This is a genomic window from Heterorhizobium halophytocola, assembly GCF_017873095.1.
GTDB lineage: Bacteria > Pseudomonadota > Alphaproteobacteria > Rhizobiales > Rhizobiaceae > Allorhizobium > Allorhizobium halophytocola.
In genome coordinates, this window is the sequence record NZ_JAGGJU010000012.1 from 46824 (window position 1) to 72760 (window position 25937).

24 protein-coding genes are annotated in these 25937 nt (G+C 63.8%); 13 read left to right on the forward strand and 11 right to left on the reverse strand.

The features are described 5' to 3' along the window. Positions 1-13: 13 nt before the first annotated feature. The gene (locus J2Z17_RS19905) at positions 14-1024 is read right to left on the reverse strand and encodes an AAA family ATPase (protein ID WP_209947495.1); all 1011 of its coding nucleotides are present in this window, start codon (positions 1022-1024) and stop codon (positions 14-16) included. A 174-nt stretch (positions 1025-1198) separates the two neighbouring features. Between J2Z17_RS19905 and J2Z17_RS19910 the strand changes: the two genes are divergently transcribed. Genes J2Z17_RS19910 through J2Z17_RS19920 form a run of 3 tightly spaced genes read left to right on the forward strand, consistent with a single transcriptional unit; the run spans position 1199 to position 3701 of the window. After that, positions 1199-1822, forward strand: a complete 624-nt coding sequence (locus J2Z17_RS19910; protein ID WP_209947497.1) for a DUF1285 domain-containing protein — start codon at positions 1199-1201, stop codon at positions 1820-1822. After that, positions 1819-2457 (forward strand): CoA pyrophosphatase, encoded by a 639-nt coding sequence (locus J2Z17_RS19915; protein WP_209947499.1) that lies wholly within the window; start codon positions 1819-1821, stop codon positions 2455-2457. The genes J2Z17_RS19910 and J2Z17_RS19915 overlap by 4 nt, the downstream gene beginning before the upstream one ends. Then, positions 2454-3701: a CCA tRNA nucleotidyltransferase gene (locus J2Z17_RS19920; protein ID WP_209947501.1), complete on the forward strand. Its 1248-nt coding sequence runs from the start codon at positions 2454-2456 to the stop codon at positions 3699-3701. Before J2Z17_RS19915 ends, J2Z17_RS19920 begins: the two co-directional genes overlap by 4 nt. A 42-nt stretch (positions 3702-3743) precedes the next feature. Here the strand turns inward: J2Z17_RS19920 and J2Z17_RS19925 are convergent, their stop codons facing one another. The 3 genes from J2Z17_RS19925 to hemF form a co-directional block, all read right to left on the reverse strand. After that, positions 3744-3929 (reverse strand): DUF1059 domain-containing protein, encoded by a 186-nt coding sequence (locus J2Z17_RS19925; RefSeq protein ID WP_209947503.1) that lies wholly within the window; start codon positions 3927-3929, stop codon positions 3744-3746. 202 nt (positions 3930-4131) lie between these two features. After that, a complete protein-coding gene (locus tag J2Z17_RS19930; protein ID WP_209947505.1) occupies positions 4132-4422 on the reverse strand; it encodes a hypothetical protein in 291 nt (96 codons plus the stop codon). 132 nt (positions 4423-4554) lie between these two features. Continuing rightward, on the reverse strand, positions 4555-5469 hold the full coding sequence (gene hemF / locus J2Z17_RS19935) for an oxygen-dependent coproporphyrinogen oxidase (protein ID WP_209947507.1): 915 nt from the start codon (positions 5467-5469) through the stop codon (positions 4555-4557). Positions 5470-5633: 164 nt separating this feature from the next. Here hemF and J2Z17_RS19940 point away from each other — a divergent pair, with 164 nt between their 5' ends. Together J2Z17_RS19940 and J2Z17_RS19945 are read left to right on the forward strand one after the other, a co-directional pair. After that, complete coding sequence (locus tag J2Z17_RS19940; protein ID WP_209947509.1) at positions 5634-5900, forward strand: hypothetical protein; 267 nt, start codon at positions 5634-5636, stop codon at positions 5898-5900. A gap of 168 nt (positions 5901-6068) precedes the next feature. Then, complete coding sequence (locus J2Z17_RS19945) at positions 6069-7028, forward strand: flagellin N-terminal helical domain-containing protein (protein WP_209947511.1); 960 nt, start codon at positions 6069-6071, stop codon at positions 7026-7028. A 112-nt stretch (positions 7029-7140) separates the two neighbouring features. On the opposite strand, the gene J2Z17_RS19950 is transcribed toward J2Z17_RS19945, so the two are convergent. Further along, entirely contained in the window at positions 7141-8955 is a 1815-nt protein-coding gene (locus tag J2Z17_RS19950; protein ID WP_209947513.1) for a cell envelope biogenesis protein OmpA, read from the reverse strand. A gap of 230 nt (positions 8956-9185) precedes the next feature. Continuing rightward, entirely contained in the window at positions 9186-9647 is a 462-nt protein-coding gene (locus J2Z17_RS19955; protein ID WP_209947515.1) for a tRNA (cytidine(34)-2'-O)-methyltransferase, read from the reverse strand. Positions 9648-10026: 379 nt separating this feature from the next. Between J2Z17_RS19955 and J2Z17_RS19960 the strand changes: the two genes are divergently transcribed. From J2Z17_RS19960 to J2Z17_RS19975, 4 genes are all read left to right on the forward strand, one after another. Next, a complete protein-coding gene (locus J2Z17_RS19960; RefSeq protein ID WP_209947517.1) occupies positions 10027-11880 on the forward strand; it encodes an ABC transporter ATP-binding protein in 1854 nt (617 codons plus the stop codon). Between the two features lie 196 nt (positions 11881-12076). Further along, on the forward strand, positions 12077-12544 hold the full coding sequence (locus J2Z17_RS19965; protein WP_209947520.1) for a DMT family transporter: 468 nt from the start codon (positions 12077-12079) through the stop codon (positions 12542-12544). Next, positions 12544-12966, forward strand: coding sequence for a DMT family transporter (locus J2Z17_RS19970; RefSeq protein ID WP_209947522.1), 423 nt, complete (start codon positions 12544-12546; stop codon positions 12964-12966). Before J2Z17_RS19965 ends, J2Z17_RS19970 begins: the two co-directional genes overlap by 1 nt. Positions 12967-13221: 255 nt before the next feature. Then, positions 13222-14337, forward strand: a complete 1116-nt coding sequence (locus J2Z17_RS19975) for a hypothetical protein (protein WP_209947524.1) — start codon at positions 13222-13224, stop codon at positions 14335-14337. A gap of 88 nt (positions 14338-14425) precedes the next feature. Here the strand turns inward: J2Z17_RS19975 and J2Z17_RS19980 are convergent, their stop codons facing one another. Continuing rightward, positions 14426-15709: a sugar MFS transporter gene (locus J2Z17_RS19980; RefSeq protein ID WP_342454441.1), complete on the reverse strand. Its 1284-nt coding sequence runs from the start codon at positions 15707-15709 to the stop codon at positions 14426-14428. 310 nt (positions 15710-16019) lie between these two features. On the opposite strand from J2Z17_RS19980, the gene J2Z17_RS19985 reads away from it, so the two are divergent. Continuing rightward, the gene (locus J2Z17_RS19985; RefSeq protein WP_209947526.1) at positions 16020-17909 is read left to right on the forward strand and encodes an ABC transporter ATP-binding protein; all 1890 of its coding nucleotides are present in this window, start codon (positions 16020-16022) and stop codon (positions 17907-17909) included. 98 nt (positions 17910-18007) lie between these two features. Here the strand turns inward: J2Z17_RS19985 and J2Z17_RS19990 are convergent, their stop codons facing one another. Continuing rightward, on the reverse strand, positions 18008-18967 hold the full coding sequence (locus J2Z17_RS19990) for an endonuclease/exonuclease/phosphatase family protein (RefSeq protein WP_209947528.1): 960 nt from the start codon (positions 18965-18967) through the stop codon (positions 18008-18010). Between the two features lie 315 nt (positions 18968-19282). Here J2Z17_RS19990 and petA point away from each other — a divergent pair, with 315 nt between their 5' ends. From petA to J2Z17_RS20005, 3 genes are read left to right on the forward strand one after another with little or no spacing between them, the layout of a single operon-like run. After that, entirely contained in the window at positions 19283-19861 is a 579-nt protein-coding gene (petA, locus tag J2Z17_RS19995) for a ubiquinol-cytochrome c reductase iron-sulfur subunit (RefSeq protein WP_209947530.1), read from the forward strand. A gap of 15 nt (positions 19862-19876) precedes the next feature. Further along, positions 19877-21130, forward strand: coding sequence for a cytochrome b (locus J2Z17_RS20000; protein WP_209947533.1), 1254 nt, complete (start codon positions 19877-19879; stop codon positions 21128-21130). 26 nt (positions 21131-21156) lie between these two features. Beyond that, positions 21157-22050 (forward strand): cytochrome c1, encoded by an 894-nt coding sequence (locus J2Z17_RS20005; RefSeq protein ID WP_209947535.1) that lies wholly within the window; start codon positions 21157-21159, stop codon positions 22048-22050. A gap of 55 nt (positions 22051-22105) precedes the next feature. Here J2Z17_RS20005 and J2Z17_RS20010 read toward each other — a convergent pair whose 3' ends face one another. Genes J2Z17_RS20010 through J2Z17_RS20020 form a run of 3 tightly spaced genes read right to left on the reverse strand, consistent with a single transcriptional unit; the run spans position 22106 to position 25894 of the window. Continuing rightward, positions 22106-23086 (reverse strand): Csu type fimbrial protein, encoded by a 981-nt coding sequence (locus tag J2Z17_RS20010; protein ID WP_209947536.1) that lies wholly within the window; start codon positions 23084-23086, stop codon positions 22106-22108. Continuing rightward, entirely contained in the window at positions 23067-25499 is a 2433-nt protein-coding gene (locus J2Z17_RS20015; RefSeq protein ID WP_209947538.1) for a fimbria/pilus outer membrane usher protein, read from the reverse strand. The genes J2Z17_RS20010 and J2Z17_RS20015 overlap by 20 nt, the downstream gene beginning before the upstream one ends. Positions 25500-25507: 8 nt before the next feature. Next, entirely contained in the window at positions 25508-25894 is a 387-nt protein-coding gene (locus J2Z17_RS20020) for a fimbrial biogenesis chaperone (RefSeq protein WP_209947540.1), read from the reverse strand. Positions 25895-25937: the final 43 nt, after the last annotated feature.

Genomic DNA, 25937 nt, shown 5'->3' on the forward strand with positions numbered 1-25937 from the left:
CTATTCAACTTTCTCAGCCAAGCCGGTCGGCGAGGCCGGCAATCAGGTCGCGGATCGAGGTTCCCTCGGCGCGTGCGACAAAGGTCAGTGCCATGCGATGCTGCAGCACGGGTTCGGCGAGCGCCTTCACGTCGTCGATCGATGGGGCCAGCCGTCCTTCGTAGAGCGCGCGGGCGCGGGCGCAGAGCATCAGCGCCTGGCCGGCGCGTGGGCCCGGGCCCCAGGCGACCTGCTTGTCGGTCTGGCTGTCGCCCTGGTTCGGGCGGGCCGAGCGGACCAGTTGCAGGATGGCATCGACCACGGTGTCGGAGACCGGCATCTGCCGGATCAGTTTCTGAATTTCCGACAGCCGCTCGGCGGTGATCACCGGCTGCGGGTCGGCCTCGTGCATGCCGGTGGTTTCCAGCAGGATGCGACGCTCGGCTTCCAGCGCGGGATAATCGACGTCGACCTGCATCAGGAAGCGGTCGAGCTGCGCTTCGGGCAGCGGATAGGTACCTTCCTGCTCCAGCGGGTTCTGGGTGGCGAGCACGTGGAAGGGGGATGGCAGATCCATGGTCTGGCCGGCGACCGTCACGTGATATTCCTGCATCGACTGCAGCAGTGCCGACTGGGTGCGCGGGCTGGCGCGGTTGATCTCGTCGGCCATCAGCAGCTGGGCGAAAACCGGGCCGCGGACGAAGCGGAAAGACCGGCGGCCGGTCTCGTCCTGATCCATTACCTCGGTGCCGAGAATGTCGGACGGCATCAGGTCGGGGGTGAACTGGATCCGGTTGGCGTTGAGGCCGAGGACGGTGCCGAGCGTGGTCACAAGCTTGGTCTTGGCCAGTCCCGGCACGCCGACCAGCAGCGCATGGCCGCCCGAAAGGATGGCCAGCAGCGTGTTTTCGACGACGCTTTCCTGGCCGAAGATCGCCTTGGAGACTTCCGCCCGCACTGTTGCGATGTCTGCCAGCGCCCGTTCGGCGGCATCGACGGCGGATTTTTCATCCAGAACGCCGTCAGACGTCGTGTTCATCCCCATGCGACTCTCCGTTTGGTTTGCCCGGCTCTGTTTCGCGTAGCACGGCGGCGAATCATCCGGCTATCCGTTTTTTCAGCTGCAGAATTAACTTATTGCGCGTGACCCGGCTGACAAGCACGCCGTGAATGACTATCTCGTGAGAAATACCTTATGAGAAAAAACCGGGACGCAATAATGGCAGACGGAGCTCTCAATGCGGGCCAGGATGCGGCCGGACTGGCTGCCCTCATCCAGCGTGCGTCGGACCAGTCGAACGGCAAAAACGGCGCGCTGCCGCCTGTGGAACGCTGGAATCCGCCCGATTGCGGCGATATCGACATGGAAATCGGGGCCGACGGCACCTGGTTCTACATGGGCACGCCGATCGGCCGCGCGCCGCTGGTGCGGTTGTTCTCCACTGTTCTGCGCCGCGACGAGGACGGAAAGACCTATCTCGTCACACCTGTGGAAAAGGTCGGCATCCGCGTCGTCGATGCCCCGTTTCTGGCCGTCGAGATGTCCTGCAGCGGAGAGGGCGCTGAGCAGCGCCTGACATTTCGCACCAATGTCGGCGATGTCGTGGAGGCCGGGGCAGAGCATGGCCTGCGGTTTTCCATCGACGGCGAAGGGGCCGAGCTGAAGCCCTATCTGCATGTGCGCGGCCGGCTGGAAGCGCTGGTGTCCCGCGCCGTGATGTATGATCTCGTCGACCTCGGCGAGGACATCGAGATCGACGGCGTTCTGATGTTTGCCGTGCGCTCAGGCGGCTCGGTGTTTCCCATCATGCCGGCGGCCGAACTGGAGAGATTGTCGCGATGACGCTCGCCGGGCAGAGATTTACGGCGGACGACTTTCGCCGCCGCGCGCTCAACCAGTCGGGTGCGCCGATCGATGAGGCCTGGCGCGATCACGGCGATCACCTGCTCAATCCCGAAACCATCCTGGAAGTGGCCGACCTGAAGCTGAAGGATGCGGCCGTGCTGATCGGCGTCATCGACGACCAGGATGCGCCGCGGGTGATCCTGACCCAGCGCACGGCAACGCTGCGCAAGCATTCCGGGCAGATCTCGCTGCCGGGTGGCGGCATCGACGATACCGATGCCTCGCCGGAAGAGGCGGCCTTGCGCGAGGCCGAGGAAGAGATCGGTCTCGATCCGGCGCTGGTCGAGCCGCTGGCACGGCTGCCGGTCTATCTTGCCGGCAGCGGTTTTCGCATCGTGCCCGTGCTGTCGCTGATCAAGCCCGGCTTCTCGCTGAAGCCCAATCCCGACGAGGTGGCGGAAGTCTTCGACGTGCCGCTGTCGTTCCTGATGGACCCGGACAATCATCGGCAGGAAAGCCGGATGTGGCAGGGGCGCGTGCGCCACATCTACGCCATGCCCTATGGTGAGCGCTATATCTGGGGCATTACCGCCGGCATCCTGCGCACCCTTTATGAAAGGCTTTATGCATGACCAATCTCTCCGCCGAGGCGTGGTTTCAGTCGCCAAGGCTCGCCCGCGTGTTCGATCTGCTGAACCGGGACGGCGGCGAGGTGCGGGTCGTGGGCGGTGCCGTGCGCAACAGCCTGATGGGGCTCGACGTCGAGGATATCGATCTGGCAACGACGCTGTCGCCGCAGGACGTGACCCGCAGGGCAGGGGCCGATGGCATCAAGGCGGTGCCGACGGGGATCGATCACGGCACCGTCACGCTGGTGATCGAGGGGCAGCCCTTCGAGGTGACGACGCTGCGCCGCGATGTCGAGACCGACGGGCGCCATGCCGAGGTCGCCTTCGGCGTCGACTGGGCGGAAGATGCCGCCCGCCGCGACCTGACGATCAATGCCCTCTATGCCGGTGCCGACGGGGAGGTCATCGACCTGGTCGACGGGCTTTCCGATATCGAGACGGGCACCGTGCGCTTCATCGGCGATGCCGCCCGGCGGATCGACGAGGACTATCTGCGGGTGCTGCGCTTCTTCCGCTTCTTTGCCTGGTACGGCAAGGGCCGCCCCGATGCCGACGGCCTGCGGGCAAGCGCGCGGGCCAAGGCCAAGCTGTCGACGCTGTCGGCCGAGCGGGTCTGGGCCGAGACGAAGAAGCTGCTGTCTGCGCCCGATCCGGGCCGGGCGCTGCTCTGGATGCGCCAGTCGGGCGTGCTGAGCGCCGTGCTGCCGGAAACGGAAAAATGGGGGATCGATGCGATCCCGGGGCTGGTCAGGGCCGAGCAGGCGCTTCACTGGACGCCCGATCCGCTGCTGCGGCTGGCGGCAATCGTGCCGCGCGATGCCGAGCGGCTGGCGGCGATGGCCGAACGCCTGCGCTTGTCGAAGGTGGAGGCCACCTGCCTGGACCGATTTGCCAAGGCGCCAAGCGTCGACGCCGACACCAAGCAGGCGGCCCTGGACCGGATGATCTATCGCAATCACAAGCAGGGTATCGTCTACCGGCTGAAGCTGGAGCTCGCATCGGCCCGGGAGGCGCTGACCCGGGGGCAGGGGGCGATGGAGACGGTGGCGCGCTATGCCACGCTGCTCAGCCGTGCCGAGGCCTTCGAGGCGCCGCAGATGCCGGTCGCGGGCGGTGATTTGCTGGCTGCCGGCATTCCGGCCGGGCCGGAACTCGGACAGAAGCTGAAGACACTCGAGGAAGAGTGGGTAAACAGCAATTTCGCCCTTGATCGCGACAAGCTGCTGGAACGGTTGAAGGGCGGCTGAACCGCCGCCCCTTGAGAGCCGAGATGTGCCGCTGCCTGATTGTCAGGCCGCCTTTGCGTCGTCCCGGATGCGTTGCTTGATGTTGTCGACCATGTTTTCGCGCACCACGGTCTCGCCGTGGGTTTCGCGCAGATGCTCGACAGCGCGGCGGACAACCTCCGCGTCATCCTCTGCACGGGCATGCCATTTGCAGCCCGGCACCAAGGTACCACATTCGAACAGTCTCATTGGATTTCCTCCTCTTCTCGATGGCGCCAGGTTTTCAGATCGATACAACTGGGGCGCCTATTGTCCTGATATTTCAGGGCAATTCGTAGATGAGTATGCATCATTCGGGCCCGGTCGCAGCGCCCGAATGGCTTGTCGGTATAGCGAACGTACCGGCTCGACCGGTCTCCTCAGCCCGGTCGACAGTGCGATCGTCGTGCTTTTATCCGTTATCCGGCATCGCCCAGGACTGGAACAGCGAGGATGATGTCGGAGCCGCAAGGTTGCGATCGCGGCGGCGCTTGAAGGCCTCGCCTGCGTCGGTGTCGCCGGCTTGTCCGGCGGCCAGCTTCAGTTTTACCTGCTCGATGAAATAGGCGTGCGGCAGGTCGGTTCCGCTGGTCGCGCGCATCTCTCTGGCAAGCCGGTCTATGCTCTCCGGCGTTTCCATCAGATGGACGTTTTCGGGCTCGTAATATACGCGGGTTACCGGAGTGTCGTTAGACTGTGGCATGATGGGTCTCCTCCCGTGTTCCTAACGCGAAAGTAGCATGCCGGGTTGCCTCTGCCCATGGAAATATTAGCAGATGAATACTGACAATATTTCGTGGGATTACGCCGTTATTCCGCCTATCCGAGCCCGCCCTCAGGGCCAGCGGACGACCGGCGGCATGGAGGAGAGGATGGAATCGACATTGCCGCCCGTCTTCAGGCCGAAAATCGTGCCACGGTCGTAGAGCAGGTTGAATTCGACATAGCGGCCGCGGCGCACCAGCTGTTCGTCGCGATCGGCTTCCGTCCAGCCATTGTTGAAATTGGCTCTGACCAGCCGCGGATAGACGAGATTGAAAGTGCGCCCGACATCCTGGACAAACTGGAAATCGGCGTCGAAGCCGCCGGCCTGGGGGCTCGAATGCAGCCAGTCGAAAAAGATGCCGCCGACGCCACGTGGTTCGTTGCGGTGCTTGAGGAAGAAATATTCGTCGCACCAGGCCTTGTAGCGCTGATAGTCGGCAATGCCGGCATGACGGGTGCAGACGATTTCCATCGCCCGGTGGAACAGGCGCGTATCGGCGTCTTCCTGGGTGCGCCGGCGGTCGAGGACCGGCGTCAGGTCCGCGCCGCCGCCGAACCAGCGGCTGGTGGTCACCACCATGCGCGTGTTCATGTGCACGGCCGGTACATTGGGATTGATCGGATGGGCGATCAGCGAAATGCCGGAAGCCCAGAAGCGCGGATCCTCGTCGGCGCCGGGGATCTGCGCGCGGAAGTCGGGAGAGAATTCGCCGTGGACGGTCGATGTGTGCACGCCGACCTTCTCGAACACGCGGCCCTCCATCATCGACATGCGGCCGCCGCCGCCCTCGCCACCGTCGCGTTGCCAGTCCTTGCCCACGAAACGGCCGGGCTCGAGATTGGACAGCGGGCCGGCAAGCTCGTCTTCCAGCGCTTCGAACGAGGCGCAGATCGTGTCGCGCAGGCTTTCGAACCAGCTGCGGGCCGCCGCCTTCTTGTCCTCGATATCCTCGGGCAGCCCCTTGGGCAGTTCCGGTCGTTCCATGGCATGACGCCCCGTTAGTCGATCGCTGGTAAATGATTCAAAAGGTTGGATTTCGGGTGTAGCAAGTCGCAATCCGCTCCGAAAGCCCGGCTGCCCGTTTCCCTCAGATTCGACTCGCAATTGGACGAGACGGTACCTAATATTACCCTGAACCAGGAGCGCGTATGGGAAAGATACCGGGACCTCCGCCTTTTGACGGCCTGAAACGCCGCATTGCCCGCCACCGGCAGGAGCAATCGGGCGTGCCGGGGCAATCGGGGCAGTTCGTACGCCAGACCTATTGCCTGACCCGGGCGGAAGCGCGCGTCATCGCCCGCGAGTGGTTCGATGCCTATCCGAAAGCCGCCTACTGGACCGAAGTCGAGAGCTGGCGTCAGCTCGAGGGTGACTGTATCGAATTCACCATGCGGCGTTTGCCCACGGCCGACTGAGGCTCGATAGCCTCGCTTTCGTCTGTTCCGTTCTGCTAATTTCGTTATCCCTAAAATCTTACGGGTTTGATAAACGTCGGCGCAAGAGCTCATTGCTTAGTTTGGCATGACCGGGAAGCCAACTTTGCATGGTGCGAGGTGGGGTCCCGACAAGTTGGGCTGGTTCTTATGACGAGTATCTCTTTCAACTCCACGGCCGCGTCGGCCCTGTCGCTGCTGACGGGATCCAACAAGGCTCTGCAGGAGAGCCAGGACAGGATCTCTTCGGGTCTCAGGGTCAATCAGGCCGCCGACAATGCCGCCTACTGGTCGATCGCGACCAGCATGCGCGCCGACAACCTGTCGCTGTCGAGCGCCGAGGATGCGACCGGACTTGCCGCGGCGGTGACCGATACGGCAGCGCTCGGCATGGAACAGGCCACCAGCATCGTTTCCGATATCCAGTCCAAGCTGATCCTGGCCAAAGCCGTCGGCGGCGACAAGACCGCGATCAACTCGGAAATCGACGTGCTCAAGGACCAACTGAAGACGGTTGCCAAATCCGCCTCGTTCAACGGCCAGAACTGGCTGAACCTCGACAAGGGGCAGAGCCCGCAGGTCGAATCCATGGTCGCCTCGGTGTCCAAGTCGAGCGAGGGCCAGCTTTCGGTCAATGTCATCGATTTCGACACGGCCGGCTCGACTCTGGTGAGCGCGGAAAATGCCGATGACGGCATGCTGACGCGTTCCTATTCGGGCACCACTGCCACGGGCAGCGCCTATGAATATTATCTGCTCGATCCCGGTGCGACGACGCCGACCTCGGCCTCGGCCAAGCCGATCTCTTTGTCCGCATCGACGACGAATGACGATATCGACGGCATGATCGCCGCCACCAATGCGATGATGTCGAGCCTGACGGATGCCGGCGCGCAGATCGGCGCCACCGCCAGCCGCATTTCGCAGAACACCGAATTCCTCGCCGACCTTCAGGACGTCACCGCCAAAGGCGTCGGCCGGCTGGTCGACAGCAATATGGAGGAGGAGGCAACCCGGCTTTCCGCCGCCAAGGTGCAGCAGCAGCTGCAGACGCAGATGCTCAATATTGCCAATAGTGGCACGAGATCCTCGCTCAGCCTGTTCATGTAGGGCACGGTCTGCCCTGCCAAGCGGTTCGGGCGCATCAAGACGAAGAAAAACGGTCGCGAGGCAATCGCGGCCGTTTTTTTATGGCGCCTTTTTATGGCGCCGTCTCGGCTGCTCAGTGCCGGTCGGTGCGGCGCGAACGACGCCCGGCGCTACCTGATGGCGCGCGGCGCGCCTTGGACGATGATTTTGCACTGGCAGGCTTGCCAGTTGTGGACGTGGCGGGGCCGGGTTGGGCCGCCTGCGGCTTCAAGGCCGCTTCGGGTGCGGCGCCATTCGAGGCGTCCGGGCCTGGCGTGGCTGCCTTCGGACGCGGGGCCACGGGCACGGCAGGCTTCGGCCTTGCGGATCTCTCGCTGTCGCGCCCGTTGGCTGCCGGTGTTTTTCCGGCCTCTCTCTTCTGATCGGTGCGTGCGCGCTTTTCCGTGATGCTTGCGGTCCGGGCCAATGCAGGCTTGCTCGCCGTCGCAGCGGCGGGCCGCGTGTCGGAATTTGCAGCGGTCGGCCGCGCCGAAGGGGCTGGCGGTTCCGGGGAGGGCGGTTCCGGAGAGGGCGGGCTCTCCTCCACCTGCGCGGCGGCGTCGGCCTTGGCGGCCTCCGCTAACGGAGTATCCTCCGACGAGGGGGCGGTAGCCTGACCGGGCTTTCCGCTCAAGAAAGCTGCCGCATCGTCCATGGTATCTTCGGCGACCTCGGCAACGGTGTCGCTAGCAGCCTCTGCGACACTCTCGGGCCGGTCGGGCTCGGTCGGGGGCACGGCCGTCTCGACCGCCATGGCCGGGACCCCGGTGTCGATGGCCGGCTGGTCGGATGCCATGGTGTCCGCTTCGATTGCCGGTGCCGCATCGGCTTGCGGTGCGAAGGGCAGCCCCTTCGTCTCTTTCGGCTTCGTCTCCTCCGGTCCCGTCTCGGACGGCATCGTCTCGGCCAGCGCGGCCTTGGCCGGTGGAGCCTTGACCGGTTCGGCCGCCGGCGCCTTCGCCGGCGCGTCCGCCAGGATCGTCTGCAACAGCGTCGTGACGCGCAAGGCGCCGGGGAAACTGGCATTGGTCGAATGACCGGCCATCGGCACCCGCATCTCGGTGCCCTGACCCGGATGCGAATTCATCTCGCCATACCAGTCATAGCCGCCCATGACATTGGTCACATGGTGAAATTCCGCCGGCAGCGGCATGTGGGCGCCGAAGGTTATGATCCGGGTCGTCGCCGCGATTGCCGAGAGCCTTGCGGCGTCGCTTTCCTCCAGTTCGGAAAGGGCTTCCGACAGCACCAGGCTCCCACGGGAATGGCTGACCAGCAGGCCCAGGTCCAGCCGCTTGTCGGCAAGCAGCCCTTCCACCGTCTCGACATCGAGGCAGGCATGCAGGCCCGCCGTGTCGCTGGCCGTGGCCCGATCGCCATAGGCGCCGAAATGCGGACGGCCGATGACGTCGTCGATCATCTCGCACTGGCTGCGGATCCGGCCGAGCCAGCCGAACAGGAAGGAGGCGCCCATGCTCTCGGAGACGATATCGCCAAGACCATAGCCGGAGACGACGGCGGCGACCGGGCTGCCGACCGCGTCGGCCACATTGCGGGCGAAGGCGGCTGCACCGACGGCGGAGCCGCCCATGCCGGCGACCGCCAGCACGGAAACTTTCCTGCCCCCGCGGGCGACGAATTCGTCGATCGTCTCGCAGATCGTCAGCATCGGCCCGCCGCGCGGCGGGACGATCATGATCAGCCCCTCGGCGGCAATCGCGTCGGAGATGTAGTAGACCTCTTCGGTGGTGAGCGTCCCCACATCGTAGAAGAGGCTGTCGATACCGGTATTGCGGGCGCGCCACACCTCCAGCACGCTGTTGCGGCCGGGGCGTTTCTGGATGCGTTCGGGGAAACTCAAAGTGCGCGCGAACTGGCTCAAACTCAGGGTGTACGCCGTTTCAAACATCTGGCCACCTCATGGTTTCGAAGGGTCTTTGAAAGACAACCTGCAAGCGCAAGCGTGCCACAGTTTCGCGCCACGGCCAAGGGATGCGCGGACATTCTTTCATCATCGCGGTGCTTCGCCCGGCCGGGTTTTGCGAAAGCTCCGCTCTTGACCTCAACCATGCTTGAGGCGCTACCACCCGTCAGGCGGACACAACAGGAAAGGAGCGCGCCATGGGGCCGACAAGGGCGTCAGGCGAAACCGGTCTGGCGCAAGGCTTCGCCGGCAATCATGGCCGCCGACATGGCGACATTGATCGAGCGCTGCCCGGCGATCATCGGAATGATCACGCGCGCGTCGGCGCCCTCGTGCACGGCATCGGGTACGCCGGCGCTTTCGCGGCCGAACAGCAGGATGTCGTCGGGCCGGTAGGCGAGATCGACATAGGGGACGGCAGCCTTGGTCGAGGCAAGCACCAGCCGTCGGCCGGTCGTCGCCCGCCAGGCTTCGAATTGCGCGAAATTGACGTGGCGGGTCATCGTGACGCTTGCCAGATAATCCATGCCGGCGCGTTTCAGGTTCTTGTCGGAGAGCACGAAGCCGGCTGGTTCGATGATGTCGACGCCAAGGCCAAGGCAGGCCGCCAGACGCAGGATCGTGCCGGTATTGCCGGGGATGTCGGGCTGGTAAAGGGCGATGCGCAGCTGGCTCATGGCCATCGTTTAGCGGTGCGTGCGGATTTGCTCAAGCCGCTGCCCCGGTTCGGCTGTGGTCTTGCCGCAACATTTTCGCGCTTTCGCGTTGCGGGCAGGATCTTTGCGGGTTTTCAATTTTGCCGAGACCCGGTAAAAGACGTCGTCTTCAACGCTCAAGAACAGGGGAGGCCATGATGACATCATCCGCTTTGCAGCGCTTCCCCGTGCCTCCACGCGCACGGATGGATTAGCGCCGGTCAAATCGCGGCGTTTCACACCCTTCCAAATCGCCTGGCGGCCGTCAGCGGCCTCTTCGAAAATTCATGTTGCCCCCGCTTTGCAGCGCACAGACAGCGTTTCTTTCGCGCTCCGGGGGCCCGTTGTCTGGAGTCGACCCATGTTCTCCTGGTTCGAGAACCGCCTGAACCCGTTCCCGAGCGCCGAGCCGGATCTGCCGCCCAAGGGGCTTTTCCGCTTCTGCTGGCATTATACAAGGCCTGCCGCGCCCTGGCTGTTGCTGCTCGGACTGTGCTCGATGGTGATCGCCATCTTCGAGGTGCTGCTGTATCAGTTCCTCGGCAATATCGTCGACTGGCTGTCCGGTGCCGACAAGGCAACCTTCCTGCAGACCGAAAGCGGCCATCTGCTGTGGATGGGCGCGCTGGTGCTGATCGGCATGCCGCTCGTCGGCGCCCTTCATACCGTGACCATGCACCAGGTGCTGGCCGGCAGTTTCCCGATGATCGCGCGCTGGCAGATGCATCGCTTCCTGATGCGCCATTCGATGACCTTCTTTGCCAACGAGTTCGCCGGCCGGGTGGCGACGAAGGTGATGCAGACCTCGCTTGCGGTGCGCGAGACGGTGATGAAGATCATCGACGTCTTCGTCTATGCGGCGAGTTTCTTCATCTCCATGCTGGTGCTGGTGATGAGCGCCGACATGCGGCTGGTGATCCCGCTGGCGCTGTGGATCGTGTTCTACATCCTCATCCTGCTCTATTTCATCCCGCGGCTGCGCAAGATCTCCAGCCAGCAGGCCGATGCCCGCTCGCTGATGACCGGCCGGGTGGTCGACAGCTATACCAATATCGCAACCGTCAAGCTGTTCTCCCATGCGGGCCGCGAGGAGACCTATGCGAAGGCGGGAATGGCCTCGTTCCTCGACACCGTTCACCGGCAGATGCGCAAGATCTCGGCGCTCAACATCGTCGTCGACATCAACAATGCGGTGGCGCTGTTCTCGGTCGCCGCCCTCAGCCTGATCTTCTGGCTGAACGGCTCGATCTCAATTGGCGCGATTGCGGTTGCGACCGGCCTTGCCATGCGTATTTCCGGCATGTCGCAGTGGATCATGTGGGAGGTCGCCGGCCTGTTCGAGCAGATCGGCACGGTTTATGACGGCATGGGGATGATGACCAAGCCGCACGACATCGTCGATACCCGCGAAGCGCGGGACCTCGACGTGAAGGAAGGCCAGATCGTCTACGACCGCGTCCGCTTCCACTACGGCAAGGACAAGGGCGTCATCGAGAATTTCTCGCTGATCCTGGCCGCCGGCGAAAAGGTCGGCCTGGTCGGCCGGTCCGGTGCCGGCAAGACGACGCTGATGAACCTGCTGCTGCGCTTCTACGACCTGGAATCCGGCCGGGTGACCATCGACGGGCAGGATATTTCGGCGGTGACGCAGGAGAGCCTGCGGTCCGCCATCGGCGTGGTGACGCAGGATACCTCGCTGCTGCACCGCTCGATCCGCGACAACATCGCCTATGGCCGGCCCGAGGCGTCGGATGCCGAGATCATCGAGGCGGCGAAGCAGGCCAATGCCTGGGACTTCATCGACGGGCTTGTCGACATGCAGGGCCGCAAGGGCCTCGACGCGCAGGTCGGCGAGCGCGGCGTGAAGCTGTCGGGCGGCCAGCGCCAGCGCATCGCCATTGCCCGCGTGTTCCTGAAGAACGCCCCGATCCTGATCCTCGACGAAGCCACTTCGGCACTCGATTCGGAGGTCGAGGCCGCCATCCAGGAAAGCCTGTTCTCGCTGATGGAGGGCAAGACGGTGATCGCGATCGCCCACCGCCTGTCGACGCTGACGCAGATGGACAGGCTGGTCGTACTCGACAAGGGCCGGATCATCGAGACCGGCACCCATGGCGAACTGGTCGGGCAGGGCGGCGTCTATGCCGACCTGTGGAACCGCCAGTCCGGCGGCTTCCTGGCCGATAATGACGAGACAGAGCAGGCGGCCGAATAGCCGGGATTGCGACGCGGCGGCCACGGAGATTGGCCGCTGCCGTTCGAAAAGGGGCCGGCCGGCACCGGGCGCGGGCCTCGGCCATTATCCACTGCCTATAGTTTCGCTATAGGGCGCCTGCGCAAAAATGCATTGCCGCGGGGCCTCCGGTCGCCTAGCGCTTGGGCTTCTGGTCCGGATTGGCGGGGACGATTTCATGCGGCACTATATCGACTGGCTCTGGGCCTTGCTGGCCGGCGCGCTGCTTGCGTCGATGATCACGATCAACAGCACGCTTGCCGCCTACACGACACCGTTCATCGCGTCGTGGGTCGTGCATGGTGTGGGGGCCGCCGCGGCCTTCGTGCTGCTGATGGCCAATGCCCGGCTTCTGCGGCGGCGCCCGGCCTTTGCCGGCGGGGAGCGACGCCCGCCGCTATGGTCCTATTTCGGCGGCGCGCCGGGGGCCTTTGCCGTTGCGCTGTCGTCGATCGCGGTCAATTCGGAACTGGCGCTTGCCGGCGGCCTGTCGCTGCTGCTGGTCGGGCAGATCCTGTTCGGGCTGCTGTCGGATCTCTGGGGCCTGTTCGGCACGCCGAAGCGAGAGATCAACCGCTTCGACATCCTGGCCGCCGGCTTTGTCGTCGCCGGTAGCGCCGTGCTCATCTATTCCGGGAGCGCCTGATGCTGTTTGCCGTCGCCATCGCGCTTGCCGGGGGAGCAGCCGTCGGCATGTCGCGCTCGGTCAACGGGCGCCTGACGATGGACCGGGGCGCCTTCGAGGCCTCGTTCTGGAACCATCTGAGCGGTTTCGTGCTGCTCAGCGTCTTCATCCTGATCGCCGAGCGGGCCAATGTCGCGCTGCTGGGCGGCACGCCCGGCTGGGCACTCTGCGGCGGGATCATAGGCGCCGTGTTCGTGGCGATCAGTTCCTATGTCTTTCCCCGGATCGGCGCCAACCGGTCGGCGCTGCTGATCATCGGCGGGCAGATGATCACCGGGCTTGCCATCGACTACCTGCGCGGCACGGCGAGCTTTCATGCCGGCCAGCCGGTCGGCGTCGGGCTGATCCTGTTCGGCATCTGGCTGACGCGGTTTTCCCGCTAGCGCTGAGAGATGGTCGGCCAATGTCGGCTATGAAGGCGGCCCTCCATGTCTCTGATATCCCGCAATTTCTCAAGGGTCTGCCGCCTTCAGCCGGTGCCGCGATTGCCGCCGGCGGCACGGATTGCGGAAAATCCGACCCGCTGCACGCGATGGCTGGTATTTGAATTGTTTCCTTAAACCGGCTTGCGCTTTTTGCGGTCTATTCTGGCTGTTAATCAGGCTCGGGGCAGGGCGCGATTGCTGGAGACCACATCCATGTCCGACGGGACGCAATACTCACAAGGTGATCGACTGTTTCGACAGGCCTGGACACTTCTCGGCCATCTGGGCGTGCACATGACGCCTGCCAATTACGAGCTGATGTGCGAGGTCCTGATCGGCCGCAAGCCCGATCTGCGCGCACGCTTCAAGGCCCTGCCGCGTCCGGTGACACAGGCGCATCTGAACCAGCTGGTGGACGAATACCTGCCGCATCACGGCCTGCCGGCAGCGCTTGCCAGCGCGGGCGCTGCAGCGACCACGGCGATCGACACGCTGGAGGGGGAGTTCGCCACCTCGCAGCAGGCGCTCGCCTTCCAGCTGAAGCATCTGACGATCCTGAAGGCGCGACTGCCGAACGCGCAGGAGCTGAAATCGATGACGGCGCAGGATGTCGTCATCGACCTGGAGACGGCATTGGCAGCCCATGCCGAGACCCTGCAGCGCCTGACATCCGCGGTCAATGCCGGACAGGATCCGGTCGTGGCGCTGAAGGAGGTGCTCGACAGGCTGAAGGAACAGCCCATGTCGCAGGCCGTCATCGGCCCGAAGGATGCAGGCCTCGTTCACGGCTTCGGCGACGGGCAGGCCATGAAGACGCAGCTGGAGCAGCTCTATCTGGCGCAGAACCGGCCCAGTAATATCAGCCTTCTGTTGTGCCATCTGAACGGTCTTGAAAAATACCGGGTGCCGGCGCTCGCCAAGGCCGGCGCGCATATGGCGGCGAACCTCAGCCGCCGGGTCAAGGGCATGATGGAGAAGGACGAAAGCGCCTATTGGCTGACGTCCGATCGCCTCGGTCTGCTGTTGAAGACCGACGATGAGCGGGCGATCAGCCAGGTCGGCAGCGAAATCGGCTCGGTCGTCGGCCATTCGCTGGCGGATGTGCGCCGGTCGATCGCTTCGGCGCCGGACGTCTCGTGCCGCTTCGGCAGCGCCAGCGCCCACGGATCGGATACGGCGGCGCATTTCTTCATGAGTGCCAATCGCGCCCTCCAGCAGGCCGAGGCCGGCGCAACCGAGCATCCGGTTTTCTCCGATGGCGCCGATGTCAGCGAGGCTGCCGGTGCTGCGCGATACAAGGTCCTTTACGGCCGCGAACAGCAGGGCTGAGCCCGACGGTCCTTTGCGGATCGGAACGAGAAACGGCGCGCCTCCCGATCGGAGGCGCGCCGTTGTCGTTGTTGGATCCGACCGCTGATCAGGCGGTGGTCGTACGCGGCTTGTGGCCGACAAGGCCGTAATAGGCGATGTAGACATAGCAGATCACCGGCATCAGGAAGGCCAGCTGGACACCGATGGTGTCGGCCAGCGCCCCTTGAGCAACCGGCAGCACGGCGCCGCCGACGATCGCCAGGCACAGGATGCCCGAGCCCTGGCTCGTCAGCCGGCCGAGGCCGTGGAGGGCGAGCGAGAAGATCGTCGGGAACATGATCGAGTTGAACAGGCCGATCGCCAGAACGGCCCACATGGCGGTGGTACCGGTGGTGAAGACCGTCACCAGCAGCAGGATGCCGGCGATCAGGGCGTTGAAGGCGAGCGCCTTGCCGTCGTCGACATAGCGCATGGCAAATGCGCCGATGAAGCGGCCGATCATCGCGCCACCCCAGAAATAGGAGACGTAATGGGCGGCGTCGGCTTCCGACAGGCCGGCAATCGACGGCTCGGCAAAGAAGTTGACCAGGAAGCTGCCGATGCTGACTTCGGCGCCGACATAGACGAAAATGCCGACGGCACCGAGGACCAGATGGCGGTAGGACCAGGCCGAGCCGTGGGCGCTGCCGATCGGGGTGATTTCGTCATTGCCTTCGACGACCGGCAGTTTCAGCGCGGCAAAGACCGCCGCGAGGATCAGCAGCAGGGCTGCCAGACCCATATAGGGCAGCTTGACGGCGCTGGCCTCGGTGGCGTGCAGGACGTCCAGCTGTTCCGGCGTCATGTTGGCGGTTGCGGCAGCCGCAGTGCCCAGGATCATGAAGGCGCCGAACATCGGCGCGATCGTCGTGCCGAGCGAGTTGAAGGCCTGGGTGAGGTTCAGCCGGCTGGCTGCCGTGTCCGGCGGGCCGAGAACGGTGACATAGGGATTGGCAGCCACCTGCAGCAGCGTGATGCCGGTTGCCAGCACGAACAGCGCGCCGAGGAAGACCGGGTAGAGCCTGGACGTGGCGGCGGGCACGAACAGTGCGCAGCCGATGGCGGCGATCACCAGGCCGACCACGATACCGCCCTTGTAGCCGATCCGCTTGACCACGGCGCCGGCCGGCAGCGACATCAGGAAGTAGGCGCCGAAGAAGCAGAGCTGGATCAGCATCGACTGGGTGTAGTTGAGCGAAAACACGCTTTTCAGATGCGGAACGAGAATATCGTTGAGGCAGGTGATAAAGCCCCACATGAAGAAAAGCGATGTCAAGGCGATGAGTGCGAACCGGTAATTCGGCGCAGTGCCATGCGTCGGCGTCGCGCCGGCGGGGGCGGAGGAGGAAATTGCGACCAAGGGAAATACCTCGATGGAAAATACGAAATGGGAATATTCGGGAGGGAGGATCCCGAACGGTGGAGGAGGGACCGCCGACGAAAAACGCCATGCGGGGTGACATCTTCTTAATGCCAAAACCGGGGAAATGTTTCGCTGCCAAATTGTTATTTCATATAAATACGCATGTGTTGCCGCTGTGGCACAGTGCGTGCCTCGGCCCGTCCGGTTTTTCGGGCCGGGCTTGGGCGGCGGGGACGGCATGTGCGGCGGCGTCGTCCGCCGCTTTGCCGTCGGTCAAAAGGCGCCTATATGAGCTCTCATGATTTTCCGCTCCATCGCCCGCCTCTTCGAACACTGGATCGATCCGTTTTCCGCCCGCCGCGCGCTGCGGCCGCCTGAGAACGTCTGGTCCTTCGTCTGGTTCTATGTCCGCCAGGCCAAGGGGCCCTTCGCCGCCATGGCCCTGTTCGGCGGAGCGGTCGCCGTTCTCGAGGCGGCATTGTTCTGGTTCGTCGGTCGGCTGGTCGACATGCTGGGGGCTGCGCCGCGCGAGGCCGGCTGGAGCGGACTGATCGCCGACCACGGCACCGAACTGATGGTGATGGGCGGCGTGGTACTGCTCGGCCGTTTCCTGGTGACGGCAGTCGGTGCGCTGGTCGAAGAGCAGGTCATCGTGCTCAACTTCTTCAACCTGGTGCGCTGGCAGGCCTATGCCCATGTCGCGCGGCAATCGATCAATTTCTTTCAGAACGATTTCGCCGGCCGGATCGTCACCAAGGTCTGGTCGGCCGGCCAGGCGACGGGCGATCTGCTGACCTCGCTGCTGCAGGTCTGCTGGTTCATGATCATCTATACCGTCTCGACCATGGCGCTGGTCGGCCAGCTCGACTGGCGGCTGGCGGCGGTGATCGCCGTCTGGGTGCTGATCTTTTCGCTGCTCGCCCGCTATTTCGTACCGCGCATCCGTTTTCATGCCCGGGAGACGGCCGAGGCGTCATCGATGCTGAACGGCCGGATCGTCGACAGCTTCGGCAATATCCAGACGCTGAAGCTGTTCGGCCGCGAGGACGAGAACGACTACTATATCCGCGAGGGCTTCGACCGCTTCCAGTCGACGCTGCAGCCTTTTGCCCGGCTGCTGACGGCCGTGCGCTCGTCGCTTGCCATCCTCTCCGGCATCATGATCACCACGGTTGCATGGCTTTGCGTCGAACTCTGGATGGCGGGTTCGATGACCGTCGGCGGGGTTGCCTTCACGCTCGGCCTCGTGCTGCGGCTCAACATGCTGCTCGGACGGATGATGACCCAGCTGAACGGCATCATGCGCAATATCGGCACCATCCAGAATTCCGCCGAACTGATCTCGCGGCCGATCGGTCTTGTCGATGCAAAGGATGCGCAGACGCTGAACGTCCGGCAGCCGAATATCCGCTTCGAGGGCGTCAGCTTCGGTTACGGCCACAAGGGGCCGGTGATCGACGATCTGACGCTGGAGATCCGGCCCGGCGAAAAGGTCGGCATTGTCGGGCGCTCCGGTGCCGGCAAGTCGACGCTGGTCAATCTGCTGCTGCGCTTCTACGACGTGGAGAAGGGCCGCATTCTGGTCGACGGGCAGGATATCGCCCAGGTGACGCAGGAAAGCCTGCGCTCGTCGATCGGCATGGTGACCCAGGATACGGCACTGCTGCATCGCTCCATTCGCGACAATATCCTGTTCGGCCGGCAGGATGCGGGCGACGACGCCTTGCGCCGTGCCGCCGAGCGTGCCGAGGCGCTCGATTTCATCGAGGGGCTCGAAGACCACCGCGGCCGCAAGGGCTTCGACGCGCAGGTCGGGGAACGCGGCGTCAAGCTTTCCGGCGGCCAGCGCCAGCGCATCGCGATCGCCAGGGTGATGCTGAAGGACGCGCCGATCCTGGTGCTGGACGAGGCGACCTCGGCGCTCGATTCGGAAGTCGAGGCGGTGATCCAGGCCAATCTCGACCGGCTGATGCAGGGCAAGACGGTGCTGGCCATCGCCCACCGTCTGTCGACGATCGCAGCGCTCGACCGGCTGGTGATCATGGACCAGGGGCGGATCATCGAGATGGGCACCCATGCCGAACTGCTGGAACGCGGGGGCCTCTATGCCGATCTCTGGGCGCGTCAGTCGGGCGGCTTTCTCGCCGGCGAACCCGACACCGCGCCACCGAGTGTCGCCTCGCGCTGAGCCTTGCTGCCGGAGCATGCCCGGTAAACACGCGTTCACCTGAGGTGCTCAAGTTTTTTGTTTTCACGCATTTCCGGACGGAAAGCCGCGACGACACTTTACCTGGAAATGCTCTGGGGTCCGGCAGGTGGAACGGCAATCTCGGCCGTCAGCCCATAATGGTTCGAGCCATAGGCCTCGGGTATGCGGGCGATCGATCGGGCGGACAGCGACTTCGAAACGAAGACATGGTCGATCGGCACGCCGAAGGGGCCGGCCCAGGTCGGCCAGGTCGCCGGCTCCCAGCCGGTCGTGGTCATGGCATCCCGGCGCACGAAAGCCTGCATGTCGGGGGCGATGGCCGCGGCATTGAAGTCGCCGGCTATGATCCATGGGCCGGGCCGCGGATGCATGAAGGCGGAGAGCGCTTCCAGTTCCTGGGTATGATAGGCGTCGAAATAGGGCTTGCTGACATGGGCGGCGCCCAGATGCACGGTGACGCCGCCGACATCGATATCGGCGGTTGCCAGCCGCTCCTGGCGCAGATCGCTGAGCGCCAGCATGCGCGGATCGCTCAAGGGACGTTTCGACAAGATCATGACGTCGCAGAAGGCAACCACCGCGCCGCAGCCGACCCTGTAGGGATAGGCTTTTGCGAGCGTGTCGACATAGGGTCTGAGCGGCGCCGACTCGAAGATGTAGACGAGGTCGGCACCCGACGAGACGATCATGTCGGCGATCCGGCCGCCATTGGCGCGGTTATTCCCCAGAATATTGAAGGAGACCAGCTTCAGCGTCTGCGTGCCCGCCGCCAGCGCGTGCTGCTTGGGCTGGATCCGGTTTTCAAGATGCAGCGTGAACAGTGCGACGGCGAGAGCCGCGACGAGAAGCAGCGAGCCGAAGCGCCTGGCACCGAGGATAACGGCCAGCAGGGCGCCGAGGGCCGCCAGCACGGCGATGTGCAGTTGCAGGCTGTAGACAATGCCCAGAAGCCAGAAATCGGCGACAAAACGCAGGACAAGAAGGAAGAGTGCTACCGAGACCAGGGTACAGCACGCTGCCGCCAGATTGTTTTTCATGAAGGCTCGTGTTGATTTTCGCGCAGGGGTCGGCGGAGAATGCGCCATCTGAGAGTGCGATGCAACAATTTGCGGCAATGCAATGCTGCGCCTGCGGTTTTGCTTGTTGTTTGCGGCTAAAACTAACATCCGTCAAGTATTTCGCCCGCGACAAACTGCCGTCATCCCCCTGTCCAGACTGGACATATTCGGTTATCAAGCTTAGAAACCGGCACGTTGTAGGAGAATCTGTGGCAGCTTTGAAACGCCAGAGGGACAACGGGCCGACGAGGCGGAAGCGGGTATCGCAACCACTGCGAAAGGGACGAGCAAGCCGTGAGTGAACACGAAACACATAGCGATCTTCAGGGCGAGCCCACTCGCCGCGATTTTCTGTACCTGACGACCGGCATGGCCGGCGTGGTGGGTGCCGTCTCGGTTGCCTGGCCGTTTATCGACCAGATGCGCCCGGATGCCTCCACGCTTGCGCTGGCCTCCATCGATGTCGATGTCTCGGCGCTCGAGCCGGGCATGTCGCTGACCGTCAAGTGGCGCGGCAAGCCGGTCTTCATCCGCAACCGGACCGAAAAGGAAGTGGAGGACGCCAAGAGCGTGCCGATGGCCGAGTTGAAGGACCCGGTTTCGCGCAACGCCAACCTGGCGGCGGACGCCACGGCCAGCGATCTGGACCGGTCGGCGGGCGAGGGCAAGGAAAACTGGATCGTGATGATCGGCTCGTGCACCCATCTGGGTTGCGTGCCGCTCGGTCAGTCGGGGGAGTATGGCGGATGGTTCTGTCCCTGCCACGGCTCTGTCTATGACACGGCCGGTCGTATCCGAAAGGGTCCGGCACCGGAGAACCTGCATATTCCGACTTATGCGTTTACGTCCGATACCGTGATCAGGATCGGCTGAGGGGGGAATTGAATAATGAGTGGTCATTCTAGCTATCAACCGTCGACCGGGGTTGAGAAATGGATCGATGCGCGCTTGCCGCTGCCGCGCATGGTCTATGACAGCTTCGTCGCCTATCCCGTCCCCCGCAATCTGAACTACGCCTATACCTTCGGCGCGATGCTGTCGGTCATGCTGATCGTGCAGATCCTCAGCGGCGTCGTGCTGGCCATGCATTATACCGCCGACGCGGGGCTGGCCTTCGATTCCGTCGAAAAGATCATGCGCGACGTCAACCACGGCTGGCTGCTGCGCTACATGCATGCCAATGGCGCATCCTTCTTCTTCCTCGCCGTCTACCTGCATATCGGCCGTGGCCTCTATTACGGCTCCTACAAGGCGCCGCGCGAGATCCTCTGGATCCTCGGCGTCGTGATCTTCCTGCTGATGATGGCAACCGGCTTCATGGGCTATGTCCTGCCCTGGGGACAGATGTCCTTCTGGGGCGCCACCGTCATCACCGGCTTCTTCTCGGCCTTCCCATGGGTCGGCGAGTGGATCCAGCAGTTCCTGCTCGGCGGTTTTGCCGTCGATCAGCCGACGCTCAACCGCTTCTTCTCGCTGCACTACCTGCTGCCCTTCATGATTGCCGGCGTCGTCGTGCTGCATGTCTGGGCCCTGCATGTGACCGGCCAGACCAACCCGACCGGCGTCGAGGTGAAGTCGAAGACCGATACGGTGCCGTTCACGCCTTATGCGACGCTCAAGGATGCGTTCGGCGTGTCGATCTTCCTGATCGCCTATGCCTGGTTCATCTTCTACATGCCGAACTTCCTCGGACACGCCGACAACTACATCATGGCGAACCCGCTGAAGACCCCGGCCCATATCGTTCCGGAATGGTATTTCCTGCCGTTCTACGCAATGCTCCGGGCGATCACCTTCAACATCCTGTTCATCGACTCCAAGCTCGGTGGCGTGCTCGTCATGTTCGGCGCGATCATCGTTCTGTTCTTCCTGCCCTGGCTCGACACCTCGCGTGTCCGCTCGGCAGTCTATCGTCCCTGGTACAAGCTGTTCTTCTGGCTCTTCGTCGTCGACTGCGTCCTGCTCGGCTGGCTCGGTTCGCGCACGCCCAGCGATCTCTACACGCTGATGGCCCAGTTCGGCACCTTGTACTATTTCGGCTTCTTCCTGGTGATCATGCCACTGCTCGGCATCTTCGAAACACCGCGCAGACTGCCGAATTCGATCACCGAGGCGGTTCTCGCAAAGAACGCCAAGGCCTGAAGAACAGCGCGAAAGGAACGCACACAATGAAAAAGCTTGTGACAAGCATCGCGCTGATGTCGCTCATGTCGGTCTTCCAGGCAGCGGCACCCGCCGCGGCCCAGGAAGGCGAGGAGCATGAGGGGCTGGCAGCCGAAGTCCACCATGCGATGGAGGCGGGGCACTACCCGATCCTCAAGCCTCGCAACCAGAGCTGGAGCTTTGCCGGACCGTTCGGCAAATACGACAAGGGCCAGCTGCAGCGCGGCCTGAAGATCTACAAGGAAGTCTGCTCGGCCTGTCATTCGATGCAGCTGGTGGCCTTCCGCACGCTCGGGGAGCTCGGCTACTCCGAGGAGCAGGTCAAGGCCTTTGCCGGCGAATACGAAGTGCAGGACGGCCCGAACGGCGACGGTGACATGTTCAACCGCAAGGCCGTCGGCTCGGACTATTTCCCGTCGCCCTTCGCCAATCCGGAGGCGGCTGCGGCCTCCAACAATGGCGCGGCACCGCCCGACATGTCGCTGCTGGCCAAGGCACGCGGCGTGGAACGCGGCTTCCCGACCTTCATCTTCGACATCTTTACCCAGTATCAGGAAGGCGGGCCGGATTATATCTACTCGCTGCTGACGGGGTATCAGGAGCCGCCGGAGGGCGTTACCGTGCCGGAGGGGACGCATTTCAATCCGTATTTCGCCGCCGCTCCGTCGCTGGCCATGGCGCCGCCGCTGTCCGACGGGGTCGTGACCTATGACGATGGTTCGCCCGAGACGGTGGACCAGTATGCCCATGACGTCTCGGCATTCCTGATGTGGGCAGCCGAGCCGCATCTGGAAGAGCGCAAGCGTACCGGCTTCATGGTCATGGTGTTCCTGCTGATCTTCTCGGCGCTGCTCTATCTGACGAAGAAGTCGGTCTATTCGGCCAAGGAAGCGCACTGAGCGCTTGCCGCTTGCTAGCATCTGCGCCGGGACGGCTGCTGCCGTCCCGGCGTTGTCATGGATAGGTGATGGTGACGACCACCGTGTCGTTGTAGGAGCCGGCCGCCGCCGGCTGGGGCTCGACAAGGCCGTAGATGGGAATGACCTGCGCGTCGCCCGTTCCGGTTCCCGACACCCTGTCGCTGTCGGTGTTGCCCCAGGGCACCCTGTAGGTCGAATCGGCGTAGAGGCCATAGGCGATCGTGTGCGTGCCGGACCGCATCAGCCGTCGCTGTGGATCGTTTGCGCCCGAAAGGCCGCCATCCATGGAGATCATGTAGGCGGTGCCCGGTGTGCAGGTGACGTCGACGCTGCCTTCGGCTGTCACATCCTCGTCGATGACGCCATGCATGCCGAAATTGAGGTCAGTAACGTCGATCAGGCAATTGCCCGCCACGCTTGCCGAAGCCGTGAAGCTCGTCTGCGCCAGACTGCCGGAGGTTGGCGCCGAGCAGTTCAGAGCGGTGCCCTCGGCGTAGTAGAAGGCGGTATCGGCAGCGCCGAAGGTCGAGGCATAGCTCCCGGCCGCTGCCGTCGGCTGTCCGCCGAGCACGGTGCCATAGAGCGTGATCGTGCCGCTCGCCGCTTTATGGGACGGTGACAAGACTATCCTCTGCGGGGCGCCCAGCGAGGTGTTGCTGTAAGACCCCCACGGTTCGCCGCCGGCACTCGAACTAGAGAGTTGAAAGTCGAGCGAATGGCTGCCGGACCGCAGCTTGCGGGCGCTGCTCGACGCGCCGCCGCTGCCAGCGCCGAAATTGCCGCAGATGGTGACGGCGCGTGCATTGGGGCTGACACTGCTGCAACTGATTGCCACATTCGCCGTGGTGCTGGTCTCAAGACCGGACAAGGTGTCGACATTGCCGAAATTCAGTGCGTCGACGGCGACGCTGCACGTGGCCGCCTCGGCCCGGCTGATAGGGCCCGCAGCCATGATGGCAACGAGGAATATCCAGAAGAGGACAGCGAAGGCTCGCTCAAGGTTTGCATACGGCATCGGGGATGGCCACCTGTTGGCCCTGATCGGGCTTGTAGGAGAAAGTCGCGACGCAGGTGCTGCCGTCTTGACGGGTGATGGTGATGCGATTGTCGGCCTTCAACTGCTCCACCAGAGCCTGGCCGTCATAGCCAACGACGAAGGGGTCGGCGTCAGCGCTGGTGGTGCCGCTGGCGCCCATCTCGATCACCTGGCCGTTCGCAGATCGGAATGTGACCAATGCCGCATTGGCGTGGGTGTCGACATCGAACTTGACGACGACGCCGGAGCGGTCGGCCGGCACGACCTTCTGGCGGGTGTCGTTGACCACGGCATCCAGCGGCAGGTTCGCCGGATCGATGGACACGTTGTTTGCCTGATAGGCCCTCAGTTTCGGCAGGAGCAGCTTGCCGTTGCGGTTGGTCTTGCCGGCCGGGCGATTCTCGTACTGGACATCGACGCCGGGCGCACCTGCGTCAACCACGGCAAAGGCGTCTTCGATCCGGTTTGCGGCAAAAAGGCCGCCGCCGGCGGCCACCACCGCACCGTCGACGCTCACGGATGCGCGCGCGCTGCTGCCGCGCTGGTCGACGCGACCGCTGACCTGACCGACCGCGGAGCGATAGCTTGCCGAAGCGCTGTTGACCGCATCGTCCGATTGCTGCCGGGAGATGCTCCATCCGTAGTCACCGACCTGCTGACCCTGCGTGCGCGAAACCGTTTCGATGGCGGTAAAATCATCGGACTGGGAGGAGACCGAGGTCGACGAGGTCGTCCTCTCGCCGAGGGGTACGAGCAGGCTGGCAAATACACCGGTGTCCCTGCCGCCGAGATCCTTGAAAAAGGAGAGGCTCAGCGTGCTGTCGTTAAACACCCGACGGCTGGTTGAAAGGCTCAGGAACTTGTCGTCGCTGCCGGCATCGGTCTGTTCATGGGCAAAGCTGAGATTCAGCCTGGATTCGCTGAAGGGCAGCGGGATGGAGGCCGAGACCTGCTCCAGCGCGCGTGGCGGGCGGATCGACCGGCTGTAGTACTCGGTGTCGTCCCCGCTGCTCGTCGCGGTGACGGACGCGATGTCATCATAGGTGCCGAAGACGCGCTGGATGCGGCCGGAAAGGTGCAGCTCTCCGAATTGCCGTTCGAGCGAAACGGCAATCTGCTGACCGCCTTCACCATCGTGATAGCTGCCGGACGCCGAAAGCGATATCACCCCGGTGGGCTCGGTGGCGAACACGAAGCCAAGCCCGCCATTAACGAGATCGGCGCCGCCTTCCACATGAGCTTCCGCGGTCAGCCAGTCCGTCAGTCCCCAGCGCAAGGTGGCCGAGCCGTAGGGCCGTGGATCGTAACGGTCGGATTCGCTGCCATAGCCCTGGCGTGCGAAGCCGATCTCGGCGGAGAAATCCTTCAGACCCGGTGCCAGCAGCCGGTTGGAAGTGATGAAGCTGCTGTTGGTGGTTACCTGCTGCCCTTGGGCGTCGGTGACCACCACCTGGGCATTGCCGGTGCCATCAACGATCGGCAGGTTGTCGATCTGGAACGGGCCGGCGTCGACCCTTCCGGAGTAGCGCCGGATGCTGTTCAGATAGACATCGACGGTGGAGGGCACCGCCGCGCTGCCCGAAAGCTCGGGCACGGGGAAGGTGACCAGATCGGAGCGAAGGGCAAAATTGCGCTGGATCTGCACGCCACCGAGACGGGTCGGACGGGTCCAGCTGAGGCCGCCGGTGATGACGTCGCCGACGCTGAAGGTGGTCATCGACGACTCGCTGGAGTAGCGCCAGGTGGTATCGAGCCGCTTCGTGCCGTAATAGTCGCTGCCGGACGTGCTGGCGATAAAGGTGTTGTCGAGCACGCCGAGTGGCCCGAATAGCCGGGCCTCGAACGACCCGCTCAGCCCGGTAAAGCTGAAATCGCCGTCTTCCGCCGAATTGTCGGTTGCGGCGGTCAACCGATAATTGAGAAGCGCACCGGTCACCGATTGCGCCTGCAGGCGTGGCTTCTTTTCTGCAGCCCCCTGCGACGGCCGGGCGTCGATCACCTTGGGTGCCCTCTGGGCATCCGCGGCGACGAAATCGATCGTCTGCTGCGCCTCGTCGAAGACATAGCGCACATGCGGCAAGCGATCGATCAAGATGCGGCCATCCGCCGCCCGCGCCGATTTTGCCGGGGTGATGCCGACACTGCGCAACTCGTCGACCTCGATCGAGAGTTTGCCGTTCGCAGACTGATGAAAGGATGCGACGAGATCGGTCGGCTGGCCGTTTACCGATACCGAAAGATAAAGATCGAGACCATCATCCGGCACAGGCGTCGACGCCGCCGGGTCGGCCGGATCCGAGGTGTTTTCCCCGGATCCGGTCTCCCCATTGGCAGACGCAGCAAACGCGACGCAGCCGGCGACGAACAATGCCAGGCCGGAATGATATCGCATCACCAGGTCTATTCGGAGAAGCGCACTGGGATCGAGTGACGGATCACGACATTGACCTGGCCGGCAACGCGCTTTTTGGGATCCGGCAGCTCGTCGATCAGCAGGCGATAGGTCTCTGTCCCGCTGATCGGCTTCTTGGCGACACGCACCACCCGGATCAGGTTTTCCCGGCCGGGAGCCAGTTTCGTGACCGGAGGGCTGGCCACCACGTCGGTGGTCGGATCGAGCCGGTCGCGGCCGTTGACCTTGGTCCAGCGGTAGACGCGCACCTGGACATTGGTGGGGGTCGATCCACTGTCCCAAAGCCGGATCGTGGACGTCGCAGTGCCGCCGTTCAGATCAAGCCTGACCGGTGAAACCCGCAGCGATGTGGCGTCGGCGGAGCTGCCGAGCATACACGCAATCACGCACGCGGTAGAAAAGCGCAACAAAGACATA

Coding starts and splice junctions, on each gene's coding strand:
- J2Z17_RS20005 (WP_209947535.1), top strand. CDS start 21,157: ATGAAAAAGCTTGTGACAAGCATCGCGCTGATGTCGCTCATGTCGGTC.
- J2Z17_RS19920 (WP_209947501.1), top strand. CDS start 2,454: ATGACCAATCTCTCCGCCGAGGCGTGGTTTCAGTCGCCAAGGCTCGCC.
- J2Z17_RS19970 (WP_209947522.1), top strand. CDS start 12,544: ATGCTGTTTGCCGTCGCCATCGCGCTTGCCGGGGGAGCAGCCGTCGGC.
- J2Z17_RS19930 (WP_209947505.1), bottom strand. CDS start 4,422: ATGCCACAGTCTAACGACACTCCGGTAACCCGCGTATATTACGAGCCC.
- J2Z17_RS19960 (WP_209947517.1), top strand. CDS start 10,027: ATGTTCTCCTGGTTCGAGAACCGCCTGAACCCGTTCCCGAGCGCCGAG.
- J2Z17_RS19910 (WP_209947497.1), top strand. CDS start 1,199: ATGGCAGACGGAGCTCTCAATGCGGGCCAGGATGCGGCCGGACTGGCT.
- J2Z17_RS20020 (WP_209947540.1), bottom strand. CDS start 25,894: ATGCTCGGCAGCTCCGCCGACGCCACATCGCTGCGGGTTTCACCGGTC.
- J2Z17_RS19905 (WP_209947495.1), bottom strand. CDS start 1,024: ATGGGGATGAACACGACGTCTGACGGCGTTCTGGATGAAAAATCCGCC.
- hemF (WP_209947507.1), bottom strand. CDS start 5,469: ATGGAACGACCGGAACTGCCCAAGGGGCTGCCCGAGGATATCGAGGAC.
- J2Z17_RS19940 (WP_209947509.1), top strand. CDS start 5,634: ATGGGAAAGATACCGGGACCTCCGCCTTTTGACGGCCTGAAACGCCGC.
- J2Z17_RS19945 (WP_209947511.1), top strand. CDS start 6,069: ATGACGAGTATCTCTTTCAACTCCACGGCCGCGTCGGCCCTGTCGCTG.
- J2Z17_RS19975 (WP_209947524.1), top strand. CDS start 13,222: ATGTCCGACGGGACGCAATACTCACAAGGTGATCGACTGTTTCGACAG.
- J2Z17_RS19925 (WP_209947503.1), bottom strand. CDS start 3,929: ATGAGACTGTTCGAATGTGGTACCTTGGTGCCGGGCTGCAAATGGCAT.
- J2Z17_RS20010 (WP_209947536.1), bottom strand. CDS start 23,086: ATGCCGTATGCAAACCTTGAGCGAGCCTTCGCTGTCCTCTTCTGGATA.
- J2Z17_RS19955 (WP_209947515.1), bottom strand. CDS start 9,647: ATGAGCCAGCTGCGCATCGCCCTTTACCAGCCCGACATCCCCGGCAAT.
- J2Z17_RS20015 (WP_209947538.1), bottom strand. CDS start 25,499: ATGCGATATCATTCCGGCCTGGCATTGTTCGTCGCCGGCTGCGTCGCG.
- J2Z17_RS19915 (WP_209947499.1), top strand. CDS start 1,819: ATGACGCTCGCCGGGCAGAGATTTACGGCGGACGACTTTCGCCGCCGC.
- J2Z17_RS19990 (WP_209947528.1), bottom strand. CDS start 18,967: ATGAAAAACAATCTGGCGGCAGCGTGCTGTACCCTGGTCTCGGTAGCA.
- J2Z17_RS19950 (WP_209947513.1), bottom strand. CDS start 8,955: ATGTTTGAAACGGCGTACACCCTGAGTTTGAGCCAGTTCGCGCGCACT.
- J2Z17_RS19985 (WP_209947526.1), top strand. CDS start 16,020: ATGATTTTCCGCTCCATCGCCCGCCTCTTCGAACACTGGATCGATCCG.
- J2Z17_RS20000 (WP_209947533.1), top strand. CDS start 19,877: ATGAGTGGTCATTCTAGCTATCAACCGTCGACCGGGGTTGAGAAATGG.
- J2Z17_RS19965 (WP_209947520.1), top strand. CDS start 12,077: ATGCGGCACTATATCGACTGGCTCTGGGCCTTGCTGGCCGGCGCGCTG.